We start from the raw sequence: 14,202 nt of genomic DNA, 5'->3' as shown, positions 1-14,202 counted from the left end.
ACCTCGCGCCAGGTTGCTGAGCCGCCGTCAGGTAGTAATTGGGAGGAGGGTCAGCCGAGGAGTTCGGCGAGGGCGGCCTCGATGACGTCGAAGGCGTCCCCCAGGAGCTCGTCGGAGATCGTCAGCGGCGGCAGGAAGCGCAGGATGTTGCTGAAGGTTCCCGTGGTGAGCACGAGGACGCCGTTCTTCGCGCAGTAGTCCGCGATCTTCTTCACGAGATCCGCGTTCGGCTCGATCGAATCGTGCTCGACGAACTCGGCGGCGATCATGGCTCCGCGGCCGCGGATGTCGCCGACCTCGGGGTACTTCGACTGCAGCTTGGTCAGGCGGTCGACGATGATCTCACCGATGGCCAGGGCACGCTCGGGCAGTCCGTCCTCTTCGTAGGCTGCGATGGCTCCGAGTGCTGCGGCACAGGCGGCGGGGTTGCCGCCGTAGGTTCCGCCGAGGCGGCCCGGTCCGACCGAGTCCATGATGTCAGCGCGACCGGTCACGGCCGACAGCGGCAGACCGCCGGCGATGCCCTTGGCCGTGGTGATGAGGTCGGGCACGATGCCCTCCCACTCGGAGGCGAACATCTTGCCGGTGCGGGCGAATCCGGCCTGCACTTCGTCGGCGACGAAGACGATGCCCTTTTCGCGGGCGTAGTCGACGAGCGTGGGCAGGAAGCCCTCGGCCGGGACGATGAAGCCGCCCTCACCCTGAATGGGTTCGATGACGATCGCGGCGACGTACTCGGAGCCGATCTGCTTCTCGATCATCGTGATGACGCGCTTGGCTGCGTCCTCACCGCTGATCTTCGTGCCGGCCGCGTCGTTGTCGCGGTACGGGTAGGACATGGGTGCGCGGTAGACCTCACCGGCGAAGGGACCGAAGCCGGCCTTGTAGGGGGCGGCCTTCGCCGTCATCGCCATGGTCAGGTTGGTGCGACCGTGGTAAGCGTGGTCGAAGACGACGACGGCATCGCGACCGGTGTGGGCGCGAGCGATCTTCACAGCGTTCTCGACAGCCTCGGCACCGGAGTTGAGCAGCACGGTGCGCTTCTCGTGGTCGCCCGGAGTGAGGCGGTTGAGGGCTTCGGCGACCTCGACGTAGCTCTCGTAGGGGTTGACCATGAAGCAGGTGTGGGTGAAGGCCTCGAGCTGGGCCTTCGCGGCCTCGACCACGCGGGGGTTCGCGTTGCCGGCCGTGGTCACGGCGATGCCCGAGCCGAGGTCGATGAGCTGGTTGCCGTCGGCGTCCTTGAGAATTCCGCCGCCGGCCGCGACCACGTAGGCGGGCAGGCTCGAACCGACACCGGTCGCCACGGCTGACTTGCGACGTTCCTCGATCTCACGGGACTTCGGTCCCGGAATCTCGGTGACGATCTTACGTTCCTGCGGCAGAGCTTCGCCGCCAATTTCCAAAGCTGTCATAAGGGGAAGAATAGGGGCTATCGACGCTTTTTGTCACTTGCCGTCCGAGGGCTGAGCAGAACCGCTCGCAGTGGAGAGACGAACGCGCGGATTCGGTCCAGTTCGGGTGCGAAATCCGCAGCCGTTCACCGGCCGCCGAATCCCCTAGTCAGACCGCCCACAGCGAGGGCAGAAGCAACCCATGGCCGCACCCCAGACTCCCTGTGATCAGCGGTTCTGGCTGCGGGCGTCGACGTCCCTGTTCCGTTCCGGAAGCACGCGCTCGTGCGCGCGCATCGGGACGACGATCGTCTCCTGAGCACCGATGACGCGTTCGCCGTCACCGATTTCGAAGCTCAGCTGCGCCTCGGGTGCCAGGTTCCGTTTGACCACGGCCAGACCGATCGGTCCGAGCTCCCAGTGCACGGTCACCGAGGTCAGAGTGCCCACGGATCGTTCGGATCCGCGGACCTCGGCGAGCACCTCGGTGCCGGGGTCCGGGGCGATGTGCCCGGACCCGTCGAGATGGACGAAGGTCAGACGCCGGGGCGGCTGACCGAGATTGTGGACGCGTGCCACCGCTTCCTGACCGCGGTAGCAGCCCTTGGCCAGGTGCACGGCCGTGCGCAGCAGGTCGAGTTCGCCGACGAGGGCCTTGTGATCGATTTCATTCCGGCCAGGTCGCCAGGCGGCGATCCGCAGGGCTTCCCAGGCGTCGAAGCCGACCATGTCGAAGCTGTCCGCCGACAGGCCCTGCAGGTCGGAGCGCTTGACGATGCCGATGACGAACGGAGTCTCGAGACCCGGGTGGTCGGTTCCGGCGACGTCGTGCCCGATGTCGATCTGTGCGTAGGAGGCCGAACCGCTTCCGATGTGCGGCCACGGATCGGACCAGGTCCGGGTGACGGGCAGGGCGTCGGGCAGAGCGGTGATGGCGCCGAAGCACTGATAGTCGTCGCTGAGGTCCTCGATCTCGACGCGCATCATGAAGACCATCTTGCGCAGGAACTCCAGCGTCGCATCGGTGTTGAGGTCGCTGATCGCCCACAGCGCTTCACCGTCGTCGACGAGCTTCAGCCAGCCTTCGATGCGACCGTTCGGATCGAGCACGAGGGTTTCGGTGGACACTCCGGGGGCCAGGGTGTCGATCTTCTGCGTGGTGATCGAGTTCAGCCAGGTCAGACGGTCGGGTCCGCTCAGACGCAGCACGCGGAGGTGTGCGAGGTCGACGAGACCGTCCTTCTCCTCGAGCACGCGCTGCTCACGCAGAGGAGCTCCGTAGTGGATGGGAGTCTCGGCGAGGTCGCCGGCCCCGAGCACCGCAGTCGAGCTCAGTCCACGGGACAGCGACGAGCGCCGAACAGCCTCGGTGGGGGTGTCGGTGTTCTCCGACGACGGCGAATCGTTGAAGTCAGAATTCGGCGACACGGGATCAGTCATCTTAAGACAGCTTCTTCAATCTGGCAGAGGAGTGGGAGGCGAGTTCGTGGCCCATGGCTGCCATGTCCCAGGCCCACATGAGTTCGCCGCCGACGAGGCCGTACATCCGCGTCGAAGCGGTGTACTCCTTCGCGGTCTTGGTCCTGGCCACCACGTCGGTGGCCAGATCGATGCGCGGTCCTTTGACGGTGCCGGCGTAGAGTTCCATGACTCCGTGCGGGTGGACGATCTCGGCTTCGATCTCGAAGGCGTCGTCGTTAGTGCGCAGGGTTTCGACCGCTGCGGCCGAGGTGAAGGACTGCTGTTCGGTCGGCACCATCATTCCCGGGCCGACGTCGCCGTCGTCGTGCTGACGCACGAGCTGCCAGATCCCGGTCTCGAGGGTCAGGGTCGACTCGAGTTCACCGGATTCGCTGAGCAGCCACGCATGCGCGGTGTACTGGAGGAAGGGCGTGCCCTCATGGGCGACGAAGTCGATGCGCTGGCCGAACTGCTTCTCAGGAGTGTCCGCGTAGCCGACGACACCGACGCCTTCCCACGACCCGATCAGCCAGGACAGAGGGACGAGCTCGGGATGGACCGAGGCATCGAGTTCGATCACCATCAGGGATCAGCGGTTGTCTTTGAACAGCGCCGTGACGACCTTGACCCCGACACCCAGGGCGCCGAGTGCGGCAATGCCGACGAGGCTGGAGAAGACGATTTCGAGAGCAACAAGATTTTCCATGCTCCCAGTCTACAGTTCCTGACAAAGTGGTGTGCATTCAGCCCAGGTCAGGAGGCGACGCGTTCGAGTGCGTAGACGACGACTCCGCCGAGCGCGATCGGGGCGGCACCGAGGGCGAGCTGCACGGCGAAGCTGCGGGCCTTCTCGACGTTCTTCTTCACCTCGATGTTCTGTGAGGCCTCGAGGTTGGCGGCCTGGAACTTCGCATAGGCGACGAGCCCGAGCATCCGATCGACCGCTGCCACGAGCAGGCCCATGATGACACCGAGGATGAGCGCCATGGCCAGGGAGATCGCCGGTGCGAACACGAGCACCGACAGGATCCCCGCCACGGCCGTGGACATGGCGATGGCCAATGGCGAGGTGTAGATCGCCGGCCACGGCAGCGCGGTCATGCACTGCGCCACGATGAGCGAGGCGAGGCCGATGACGATGGCCTCCTTGTCACCGGGGACCGTGATCGCCGCAACCCAGGTGCTCGCGGACAGGACGATGACGAGTCCGGAGACCTGCGCGGACACGTTCGCCACCGCATAGGAGGCACCGATTCCGCGGGTGAGGTTCTGCACGAAGGTCCACAGCAGACCGAGGCCCGCGAGCACAGGCAGCCAGTCGAGGTAGGGAGCCGTGGAGTCCTGCCAGGCGGCGTAGAGTCCGCCGACGCCGAAGAGGGCGAGCATGATCGAGGTCGCCCGCGGCTGCGGGGAGTCCGTCAGACGCGGCCAACCATAGGCGACGCCGAAGACGATGAGCCCGGTCGCCAGCAGGAACAGCGTATAGCCCCAGTACACGGAGGCACTGAGGGCCAACACCAGCACCAGGGCGACGGCTACTCGAATCCATCTGATCACAGCACTATCGTGCCTTATCCGGCGACACCCACGGTAACCACCGGTGGTTGCGCGTCGGAGCAGCACCGGCCAGGGCATCGCTATAATCTTCCTCAGACGACGGGCTCAAAAGACGGGCGCCGAGGAGGTGGATGCAGCACATGCGGATTCTGCACATCTGCCCCACGGCCAGGCTCGACGCCCCGCTCGCTCCCGAATCCCTGCAGTACCTCGGTCACCAGATCGACCGCTGCGCCGCCGAGGACCTGCCCAGCCGCCGGGCCGAATCCGCCGCGGTCGACGTCGTCATCGTCGACGCCTGTCTCGATCTGTCCCTGGCCCCGCGCATCTCCGACCTCCTCGCCGAGGCGCGGATCACCGCCCCCGTCATCGTCGTCCTCGGGGAGGGCGGACTGGCGACCGCCTCGGCGAAATGGAACGTGTCCGACCTCATCCTCACCACAGCTGGTCCCGCCGAGGTGGAAGCGCGGCTGCGCGTGGCCCGTGACCGTCACGCCGCATCCTCGTCAACTCATCCCGGCAGCGGATTCCCCGGCGGGACGCTTGCCGGGTTCGGCCGCCTCGGCGCGAAGGGCGACGCCGGGGGCTGGGGACCGGTTCGCACCGGACGCGGCCCCGTCGGCACCTCCCGGACAGGCGGGCCCGGAACGCCTAGTCGCCTCGGTGACACGGGCGAGGAAATGTGGAATGCCGACGGCGAACCGATGGTCGTCGTCACCGGAGACCTGCGGATCGACGAGACCGCGTTCACCGCCGAGCTCGGCGGACGCAGCCTCGACCTCACCTACCGCGAGTTCGCCCTGCTGAAGTTCTTCGCCATGCACCCCGAACGCGTCTTCACCCGCGACGACATCCTGCTCGCCGTGTGGGGCGACGACTACTTCGGAGGCACCCGCACCGTTGACGTGCATGTTCGCCGCCTCCGTGCGAAACTCGGCAAAGACCTTGAGAACGCCATCCACACCGTGCGCAACGTCGGCTATCGCTTCAGCGCCGACAGCGTCACCGACACAGATTCAGAGGACGTGACGGCATGAGAATCCAGGCCAGCGGAGCAATCACCTCCACCCCGATCGACACCCTCACCGAGGATGAGCTGAGGTTCCTCGAGGACGTGGCGGCCGCCGATGGCGCCCCCGAGATCTCCGGCGGACTCATGGCTGTCGCCACCGGTGAGGACACCGCCCACGAGGCGCAGACCGCCTCGAGCGTCTGGCGCATCTACACCGACGACGAGACTCTCATCGGGTTCGGAATCCGCGCCCTGCAGGGCGACCGTCACGCCGCAGAGTTCCTCATCGCCCCCGACCATCGTGGTCAGGGCCTCGGCGAACAGCTGCTGAGAACGATCCTCGACGAAGAGCCCGACGCCTGGTGTTGGTCGCACGGCGACCACCCAGCCGCGGCCCACCTCGCGCAGAAGCACGGGCTCGGCCGCGACCGTGTGCTCTACCAGATGCGCACCGACACCGGGCTGAGCCTCGACGGCCTCCCCGAGCCGCAGAGTCCTGACGGGGTCGAGATCCGCTCCTTCGTTCCCGGCGACGAGGACGGCTGGCTGGCCGTGAACAACGCCGCATTCGACTGGCATCCGGAACAGGGCGGCCAGACCCGCGCCGATATCGATGCCGTCGTCACCGCCGCGGACTTCGATCCGAACACCTTCATCATCGCCGCCCGCGATGGCGAGGTCATCGGATTCCACCAGACGAAGATCACGGACACGGGTGATGAGGGTCGCCTCGGCGAGGTCTATGTCGTCGGCGTCGATCCGCGCATCCATGCCAAGGGCGTGGGCAAGGCGCTGACGGTCGAGGGAATGCGGCGGATGGTGGCCAACGGTGCCGAGACGATCGAACTCTACGTCGAATCGGACAACGCCCCGGCGCTAGGCTTGTACGAGCGACTGGGTTTCCATGTCGCGGTCGCGCACGTGGCCTATGCACCGGCCTCCGCGGAGATCGCCGGCACTGGATCTGCGAGCACGGCATCGACGGACGAGAAGGAGTAGAGCGTTGTACGACATCGCAGCTTCGGGTAAGGAACTGGGACTGCCCGATCCGGCAGATCGCTTCCTCGATCGCGAACTCAGCTGGCTGGCCTTCAACGAACGCGTCCTCGACCTCGCCTCGGATCCGGAGATCCCGCTGCTCGAACGCGTCCGGTTCCTCTCGATCTTCGCGACCAACCTCGACGAGTTCTTCATGGTCCGCGTCGCCGGCCTCAAACGCCGTATCAACACCGGTCTCGCCGTTCCCAGCGTCACCGGCCGCATGCCCGCGCAGGTCATGCACGATATCGGGGTGCGCGCATTCGAGCTGATGAGCCGGCATGCCGCCCTGCTCAAGGACGATATCGGTCCCCGCCTCGACGCGGAATCGATCACGAAGGTCCAGGTCGAGGACCTCACCGAGGATGAGCGCCACCGCGTCGACGAATTCTTCTTCGGCCACGTCTATCCCGTCCTCACCCCGCTGGCCGTCGATCCGGCGCACCCGTTCCCGTATATCTCGGGTCTCTCGCTCAACCTCGGCGTGCTCCTGCGGTCGCCGGAGACGGGCAAGGAATTCTTCGCCCGCGTCAAGGTTCCCCCGCGCCTGCCCCGGTTCTTCAATGTCGCCGAGGCGACCGACCGACCCGCCGGACGCGACGTCCCGGCCCGCTTCGTCGCCCTCGAGGACATCATCGCCGAACACCTCGGCACCCTCTTCGACGGTATGGAGATCGTGCACCATTCGACCTTCCGCGTGACCCGCAATGAGGACCTCGAGGTCGAAGAGGACGATGCGGAGAACCTGCTCAAGGCTCTGGAGAAGGAGCTGCTGCGCCGGCGTTTCGGTCCGGCCGTGCGGATGGAGATCACGGAGAACATCCACCCCCGCGTCCTTGAGATGCTCAAGGACGAACTGGGCATCCACGACTCCGAGATCTACCACCTGCCCAGCCCGCTGGACCTGTCCGGCATGTCCGATATCGCCGATGTGCCGCGCGATGATCTGCACTATCCGAAGATGGTCCCGCAGATGAACAAGGACCTGTCGCTGCGGGAGTCCAGCGACCAAGTCGATGTCTTCGACGCGGTGGCCAGCCGGGACATCCTCCTGCACCACCCCTACGATTCGTTCTCCACGAGCGTGCAGGCCTTCCTCGAACAGGCGGCGTCGGACAAGAACGTGCTCGCGATCAAGCAGACGCTCTACCGCACCTCCGGGGATTCGCCGATCATCGACGCCCTCGTCGATGCCGCACAGGCCGGCATCCAGGTGCTCGCCGTCGTCGAGATCAAGGCCCGGTTCGACGAGGAGGCCAACATCACCTGGGCCCGCAAGCTCGAGCGCGCCGGCGTCCACGTCGTCTACGGAATCGTCGGGCTCAAGACCCATGCGAAGCTCTCCCTCGTCGTCCGTCAGGAGGCCGACGGGCTGGCCCGGTACTGCCATGTCGGCACCGGCAACTACCACCCGAAGACCGCCCGCGGCTATGAGGACTTCGGACTGCTCACCCGTGATCGGGCCGTCGCCGATGATCTGACGAAGCTGTTCAACCAGCTCTCCGGCTATGCGCCGAAGTCCGAATACTCACGGTTCCTCGTCGCCCCCAGTACTGTGCGCACCGGACTCATCGACCTCATCGACTCCGAGATCGCGATCGCGCAGTCCGGCGGACAGGGGCAGGTGCGGATCAAGGTCAACTCGATCGTCGACGAAGCCATCATCGATGCCCTCTACAGGGCATCCCAGGCCGGGGTCAGCGTCGAAGTCTTCGTCCGCGGGATCTGCGCCCTGCGCCCGGGCATCGAGGGACTGAGCGAGAACATCACCGTGCGTTCTGTGCTCGGACGCTTCCTCGAACACTCCCGCGCCTTCGTCTTCGGCAACAACGGCGACCCGATCGTCTACATCGGTTCGGCCGATATGATGCACCGCAACCTCGACCGCCGGGTCGAAGCGCTCGTGCAGATCGTCGATGACGGGCACCGGGCGGAGATCATCGAACTCTTCGATCTCGCCTTCTCCCCGACCACCTCGGCGTTCGATCTGGCCGGTAACGGCAGATGGACGCGGCGGACCCACGATGACGAGGGCAGCATCCTCGCCGACTATCAGACGGAGCTCATCCGTCGGCACCGGAATCGTCGGCGAATCGGGGATGAGGCGTGAGCCCGTCCGAGGTCTCTTCGGCGCAGGCGTCATCGCGCGTCACCGCCGATGTCCTGGCCGCCGGGGCTGTCTGCTGGCGGCACGGTCCGAAAGGCCTCGAGGTGGTGCTCATCCACCGTCCGAAGTACAACGACTGGTCGTGGCCCAAGGGCAAGGTCGACCCGGGTGAGACGCTGCCGGAGGCCGCGATCCGCGAGGTCAAGGAGGAGACGGGGTTCGACATCCACCTCGGCATCCCCCTGCCGTCGGCCGAGTACACGGTCGGCAAGAACACGCTGAAGAAGGTCTTCTACTGGTCGGCCGAGGTCAAGGACGAGGCGGACTTCGCCCCGGTGAACAAGCGAGAGGTCGACACCGCCGGCTGGTTCCCTGTCGACAAGGCCCGGTCGAAGCTGACATCGTTCGCGGACCGGGAACAGCTCGACGCGCTGGAGAAGTTCGCTGAGACGGACGCGCTGCGGGCGTGGCCGCTCATCCTCGTCCGCCACGGGAAGGCGTTCCCACGTGCGAAGTGGTACGAAACCGAGCATGTGCGGCCCCTGCTCAAACTCGGCACCCGACAGGCCATGGCACTGACCGGGCTGCTGGGAGCCTGGGGCGTCCGCAAGCTCGTCTCGAGTCCGTGGAAGCGCTGCATGGCGACGCTGACTCCGCTGTCGGCGGCGACGGGCAAGTCGATCAAGAAGGTGTCGACGCTCAGTGAGAAGGCCACCGCTGCGAATCCGGAGAAGACCGCCCGCTATATCGAGAAGCTGCTGGCGAAGGGCAAACCCGTCATCTACTGCACGCACCGGCCGGTGCTGCCGACGATCTTCTCCGTCTATGCCGCCCATGCCCCGAAACGTGTGGAGGCGAAGCTGCCGAAGGACGATCCGTATCTCAAGCCCGGTGAGGTCCTCATCGCCTATGTGCGCCCCGGTCCGGTGCCGCGCATCGTCGAGGTCGAACGCGTCCGCCCCATCGACAGCTGACCGAGGCGCACGACCCGCCAGCGAGCCGATTCTCAAGGTCGAGCATGCTTACTGGGCGGCCCGCCTCGGCGGACTTGGACGCGTACTGGGCGGGCCGCCTCGGCGGGAGTATGCCGGTCCCGACAATGATCCTTTCATGAAACCGGCGAAGTCTGTGATCGAGCACTCACAGCGGTTCCAACCCTTCGCCGCTCATTCACCTTCCATTCACGTTCCAACTCCTTGCACTTCACGCGTGATCCTTAGCGTGGATGACGAGCAATCGAGAACTCTCGAGCTGTGTCCACAAACATGAAAGGCATCTTCGTGAAGATGAAGCATCTCGCCCCCTCCGCTGCGATCCTCGCGGTCGGCGCCATCACCCTCTCGGCTTGCGGCGGCCAGTCCGCCACCGGTGAAGAGGCCTCCGGCGGCAGCAGTGACCTGCAGGGCACCCTGACCGGCATCGGCGCCTCCTCGCAGAAGGCAGCTATGGATGCCTGGACAGCGGACTTCACCTCGCAGAACTCCGGTGTGACCGTCAACTACTCCCCCGACGGATCGGGTGCCGGCCGTGAGCAGTTCCTCGCCGGCAACGCTCAGTTCGCCGGTTCCGATGCCCACCTCGACGATGAAGAGGTCAAGTCCGGAGAGGAAGCCTGCGGCGCCGACGGAGCCTACGAGTTCCCCGTCTACATCTCCCCCATCGCCGTGACCTTCAACGTCGAGGGCGTTGACGAGCTCAACCTCTCCCCCGCAACGATCGCGAAGATCTTCAAGGGCGACATCACCAACTGGAACGACGAGGCCATCAAGGCCGACAACCCGGACGCCGACCTCCCGGACCTCAAGATCACCGCCGTTCACCGCGCCGATGACTCGGGCACCACCGAGAACTTCGCCGAGTACCTCAAGGCCACCGCCGAGAAGGACTGGGACGCCGAGGTCGACGGCAACTTCCCGAAGGAGTACGGCGGCGAGGCTGCGCAGGGCACCGACGGAATCATCCAGACCGTCTCCGACACCGACGGAGCTATCGGCTACGCGGATGCTTCGGCCGTCGGTGAACTCTCCACCGCCAAGGTCAAGGTCGGTGACGAGTTCGTCGAGCTCTCCCCCGAGGCCGCTTCGAAGGTCGTCGACGCCTCCGAGAAGGTCGAAGGCCGCAGCGAAGGCGACCTCGCCTTCGACCTGGCCCGCGACACCACCGAGTCCGGCGCCTACCCGATCGTGCTCGTGTCCTACCACCTCGTCTGCTCGTCCTACGAGGACCAGGAGACCGTGGACATGGTCAAGGCCTGGGAGAAGTTCGTGGTCTCGGAAGAGGGACAGAAGTCCGCTGCCGATTCCGCCGGATCCGCACCTCTGTCAGACGACCTGCGCAAGCAGATCGAAGAAGTCATCGACTCGATCAAGGTTGCAGGCTGATTTCAGTCTCTGACCTGGAGAAATAGCCAGTCGGGAGCGGCGCAGAAGCCCTGCGCCGCTTTTCCGCGCCTGTGGAACCACCCTGGTTCCACCACAAGTCACATGAGGAGTACTTGTGCCGATCAGCACAGAGACCACTGAGTCGGGCCCCACAGGGCCGGGCTCCACGCCCGAGTCCGGGCAGAAGCCGCCGCAGACCCCGGCAGCTCGGCAGCCGAAGGCCGTCGTCCGGCCCGGCGACCGCATCTTCTCCGCCGCCACGCTCATCGCCGGCATCCTGATCCTCGTGATCCTCGCCGGAGTCGCACTGTTCCTTCTGGCACAGTCGAAGGACACCATCACGGCGCAGATCAGCGATCCCTCCCAGATCACCGGCGGCAAGGGCTTCTTCTCCTACGTCTGGCCGCTGGTCATCGGCACGCTCATCTCCGCGGCCATCGCGCTGATCGTCGCGACTCCCTTCTCGCTGGGCATCGCGCTGTTCACCACGCACATGGCCCCGCGCAAGCTCGCTCCGGTCCTCGGGTATGTCATCGACCTGCTCGCGGCCATCCCCTCGGTCGTCTACGGTCTATGGGGCATCGCGCTGGCCGGCAACCTCACCGGCTTCTACCTGTGGCTGTCGAAGTGGTTCGGCTGGATTCCGATCTTCGCACCGGCCGCGGACGGTTCCGTGTCGCAGACGGGCCGCACCCTCCTCACCGCTTCGCTCGTGCTCTCGATCATGATCCTGCCGATCATCACCTCCCTGACTCGCGAGATCTTCCTCCAGACCCCGCGTCTGCAGGAAGAGGCGGCACTGGCGCTCGGCGCCACCCGCTGGGAGATGATCCGCATGGCTGTGCTGCCCTTCGGCAAGTCCGGGATCGTCTCGGCCACGATGCTCGGCCTCGGCCGCGCCCTCGGTGAGACCATGGCCGTGGCCATGATTCTCTCGCCCGGCGTCCTCACCGCCTCGCTCGTGGTCAGCGGCAACCAGACCATCGCGTCCGAGATCGCGCAGAACTTCCCCGAGGCCGCGGGGCTGCGCCTGTCCGAGCTCATCACCGTCGGCCTCGTGCTCTTCGTCATCACCCTGCTGGTGAACATGGGAGCCCGCGCCATTGTCGCTCGCACCTCGGTGAAGGGAAGTTGAGAACCATGAGCACCACGAACACCACCACCGAGGCGGCCGTGTCGAAACCGGCGAAGCTCACCTCCAAACAGCTCCCGAAGGCCACCCCGTGGATCGTCGCCGTCGCCTCGATCATCGTGGCGATCGTCATCAGCTTCATCGCCTTCGGCGGCTTCAACATCCCCGTCGTGGCCGTCCTTACAGGCCTCATCAACGCGATCGCCGTCTTCGCGGTCTCCGCGTCCTACGAAGGCCGCCGCAAGGCCGTCGACCGTATCGCGACCACCATCGTCACCTCGACGTTCGTCCTCGCATGCGTTCCCCTCATTTCGCTGCTGTGGCTGACCGTGTCCAAGGGCGGGGCCGCCATCAGCGGCGACCTGCTCACCCGCACCATGCTCGGCATGAAGGGCGTCCTCGATCAGCAGTACGTCGCCGGCGAGGCCACTCTGGCCGGCGGCTTCTACCACGCCATCGTCGGCACCGTGCTCATCACGCTCGCCGCCTGCGTGATCTCGATTCCGATCGGCGTCCTCACCGCCATCTACCTCGTCGAGTACTCGAACAAGAACCGCCTGGGCAAGGCGATCACCTTCCTCGTCGACGTGATGACCGGTATCCCCTCGATCGTCGCCGGTCTCTTCGCCTTCGCTCTGTTCTCCACGATCGCGAATGTGCTCATGCCCGGTTCTGCGGGAATCGCCAAAACCGGTTTCACCGCAGCCGTGGCACTGTCGGTGCTGATGATTCCGATCGTCGTGCGCAATACGGAGGAGATCCTCCGACTGGTGCCGATGGACCTGCGCGAGGCTTCCTACGCTCTGGGCGTGCCGAAGTGGAAGACGATCGTCAAGATCGTTCTGCCCACCTCGGTGTCGGGAATCCTCTCCGGTGTCACCATCGCCATCGCCCGCGTCATCGGTGAGACCGCACCCATCATGGTCACCGCCGGATTCGCCAAGACGCTTAACTGGAACCTCTTCTCCGGCTGGATGTCGACGTTGCCGACGTTCATCTACGACTCGCAGCTGCGCCCGGTCTCGCCGGGAGCCGCCGCCCTGGCCAGCTCGGAACGCGCATGGGCCGCAGCGCTCGTGCTCGTCGCCCTCGTCATGGTGCTCAACCTGCTCGCCCGCATCATCGCAAAGGTGCTCGCACCGAAGGCCGGACGCTGACCGGCGACTGCCCACAGACCTCCAGACTCAACCATTTCCACGGATAGGAAACACAATGTCCAAGCAGATCGACATCAAGGATCTCGACATCTTCTACGGCGACTTCCGCGCCGTCGACGGAGTGCAGATGCAGATCAAGCCGCGCTCCGTCACCGCCTTCATCGGCCCCTCCGGCTGCGGCAAGTCCACGGTGCTGCGCACGCTCAACCGCATGCACGAGGTCATCCCCGGCGCCAGCGTCTCCGGTGAGGTCCTCATGGACGGCAATGACATCTACGGCGCCGGCGTCGACCCGGTCAACGTCCGCCGCGAGGTGGGCATGGTCTTCCAGCGGGCGAACCCGTTCCCGACGATGAGCATCAAGGAGAACGTGCTTGCCGGTGTGCGCCTGAACAACAAGCGCATGTCGAAGACCGAAGCCGATGATCTCACCGAACGTGCCCTGCGCGGCGCGAACCTGTGGAACGAGGTCAAGGATCGCCTCAACCTGCCCGGCTCGGGTCTCTCCGGCGGTCAGCAGCAGCGTCTGTGCATCGCCCGCGCGATCGCCGTCGAACCCGAGGTCCTGCTCATGGACGAACCGTGCTCGGCTCTCGACCCGATCTCGACCCTGGCGATCGAGGACCTCATCAACGACCTCAAGGACAAGTACACGGTCGTCATCGTCACGCACAACATGCAGCAGGCGGCTCGTGTGTCGGACAAGACCGCGTTCTTCAACATCGCCGGCACCGGCAAGCCCGGAAAGCTCATCGAGTTCAACGAGACCTCGACGATCTTCTCGAACCCGGACAAGGAAGAGACCGAGAACTACATCTCCGGTCGCTTCGGATGATCTGAGGGCTCGTCGCGGCGGGGTGGGTTCAGTCTCCGTCTCGTCTCGGCGGGAGCCGAAGCGCATCGTCGTGACGAGGTCCCATGCGCGCCTCTGCGACAATGCCTGTCGCCGCAGCAATGCGCGTC

12 protein-coding genes are annotated in these 14,202 nt (G+C 65.6%); 8 read left to right on the top strand and 4 right to left on the bottom strand.

All coding sequences use genetic code 11. The annotated features are described in order from the left end of the window. Positions 1-50: 50 nt before the first annotated feature. The 4 genes from gabT to ACSBQT_RS11125 form a co-directional block, all read right to left on the bottom strand. Positions 51-1,415, bottom strand: a complete 1,365-nt coding sequence (gabT, locus tag ACSBQT_RS11140) for a 4-aminobutyrate--2-oxoglutarate transaminase (RefSeq protein WP_410708805.1) — start codon at positions 1,413-1,415, stop codon at positions 51-53. A gap of 207 nt (positions 1,416-1,622) precedes the next feature. Beyond that, positions 1,623-2,834 (bottom strand): YgfZ/GcvT domain-containing protein, encoded by a 1,212-nt coding sequence (locus ACSBQT_RS11135; RefSeq protein ID WP_435001781.1) that lies wholly within the window; start codon positions 2,832-2,834, stop codon positions 1,623-1,625. A 1-nt stretch (position 2,835) separates the two neighbouring features. Next, positions 2,836-3,438: an FABP family protein gene (locus tag ACSBQT_RS11130; protein ID WP_172171573.1), complete on the bottom strand. Its 603-nt coding sequence runs from the start codon at positions 3,436-3,438 to the stop codon at positions 2,836-2,838. Positions 3,439-3,608: 170 nt separating this feature from the next. Further along, positions 3,609-4,412 carry an ammonia permease gene (locus ACSBQT_RS11125; protein ID WP_264799705.1) on the bottom strand — a complete coding sequence of 268 codons (804 nt, stop codon included), beginning with the start codon at positions 4,410-4,412 and terminating at the stop codon, positions 3,609-3,611. A gap of 140 nt (positions 4,413-4,552) precedes the next feature. Here ACSBQT_RS11125 and ACSBQT_RS11120 point away from each other — a divergent pair, with 140 nt between their 5' ends. The 8 genes from ACSBQT_RS11120 to pstB all read left to right on the top strand — a co-directional run bounded on the left by ACSBQT_RS11120 (position 4,553) and on the right by pstB (position 14,074). Further along, on the top strand, positions 4,553-5,449 hold the full coding sequence (locus ACSBQT_RS11120) for a winged helix-turn-helix domain-containing protein (RefSeq protein ID WP_435001780.1): 897 nt from the start codon (positions 4,553-4,555) through the stop codon (positions 5,447-5,449). Continuing rightward, complete coding sequence (gene mshD / locus ACSBQT_RS11115) at positions 5,446-6,423, top strand: mycothiol synthase (protein ID WP_435001779.1); 978 nt, start codon at positions 5,446-5,448, stop codon at positions 6,421-6,423. Before ACSBQT_RS11120 ends, mshD begins: the two co-directional genes overlap by 4 nt. A 4-nt stretch (positions 6,424-6,427) precedes the next feature. After that, positions 6,428-8,572, top strand: a complete 2,145-nt coding sequence (locus tag ACSBQT_RS11110; protein WP_435001778.1) for an RNA degradosome polyphosphate kinase — start codon at positions 6,428-6,430, stop codon at positions 8,570-8,572. Then, positions 8,569-9,543 carry an NUDIX hydrolase gene (locus ACSBQT_RS11105; RefSeq protein ID WP_435001777.1) on the top strand — a complete coding sequence of 325 codons (975 nt, stop codon included), beginning with the start codon at positions 8,569-8,571 and terminating at the stop codon, positions 9,541-9,543. The genes ACSBQT_RS11110 and ACSBQT_RS11105 overlap by 4 nt, the downstream gene beginning before the upstream one ends. Positions 9,544-9,849: 306 nt before the next feature. Continuing rightward, positions 9,850-10,950, top strand: a complete 1,101-nt coding sequence (pstS, locus tag ACSBQT_RS11100; protein WP_435001782.1) for a phosphate ABC transporter substrate-binding protein PstS — start codon at positions 9,850-9,852, stop codon at positions 10,948-10,950. A gap of 244 nt (positions 10,951-11,194) precedes the next feature. Continuing rightward, on the top strand, positions 11,195-12,085 hold the full coding sequence (gene pstC / locus ACSBQT_RS11095) for a phosphate ABC transporter permease subunit PstC (protein WP_101544086.1): 891 nt from the start codon (positions 11,195-11,197) through the stop codon (positions 12,083-12,085). A 5-nt stretch (positions 12,086-12,090) separates the two neighbouring features. After that, the gene (gene pstA / locus ACSBQT_RS11090) at positions 12,091-13,239 is read left to right on the top strand and encodes a phosphate ABC transporter permease PstA (RefSeq protein ID WP_435001776.1); all 1,149 of its coding nucleotides are present in this window, start codon (positions 12,091-12,093) and stop codon (positions 13,237-13,239) included. Positions 13,240-13,294: 55 nt separating this feature from the next. Next, positions 13,295-14,074: a phosphate ABC transporter ATP-binding protein PstB gene (gene pstB, locus ACSBQT_RS11085; RefSeq protein ID WP_264799712.1), complete on the top strand. Its 780-nt coding sequence runs from the start codon at positions 13,295-13,297 to the stop codon at positions 14,072-14,074. Positions 14,075-14,202 lie beyond the last annotated feature (128 nt).

Source organism: Brevibacterium sp. H602 (assembly GCF_051172395.1).
GTDB lineage: Bacteria > Actinomycetota > Actinomycetes > Actinomycetales > Brevibacteriaceae > Brevibacterium.
The sequence above is the reverse complement of the archived record's forward strand: the minus strand, read 5'-3'. Positions and strand labels throughout refer to the sequence as shown.

Coding starts and splice junctions, on each gene's coding strand:
- gabT (WP_410708805.1), bottom strand. CDS start 1,415: ATGACAGCTTTGGAAATTGGCGGCGAAGCTCTGCCGCAGGAACGTAAG.
- ACSBQT_RS11135 (WP_435001781.1), bottom strand. CDS start 2,834: ATGACTGATCCCGTGTCGCCGAATTCTGACTTCAACGATTCGCCGTCG.
- ACSBQT_RS11130 (WP_172171573.1), bottom strand. CDS start 3,438: ATGGTGATCGAACTCGATGCCTCGGTCCATCCCGAGCTCGTCCCTCTG.
- ACSBQT_RS11120 (WP_435001780.1), top strand. CDS start 4,553: ATGCGGATTCTGCACATCTGCCCCACGGCCAGGCTCGACGCCCCGCTC.
- mshD (WP_435001779.1), top strand. CDS start 5,446: ATGAGAATCCAGGCCAGCGGAGCAATCACCTCCACCCCGATCGACACC.
- pstA (WP_435001776.1), top strand. CDS start 12,091: ATGAGCACCACGAACACCACCACCGAGGCGGCCGTGTCGAAACCGGCG.
- pstB (WP_264799712.1), top strand. CDS start 13,295: ATGTCCAAGCAGATCGACATCAAGGATCTCGACATCTTCTACGGCGAC.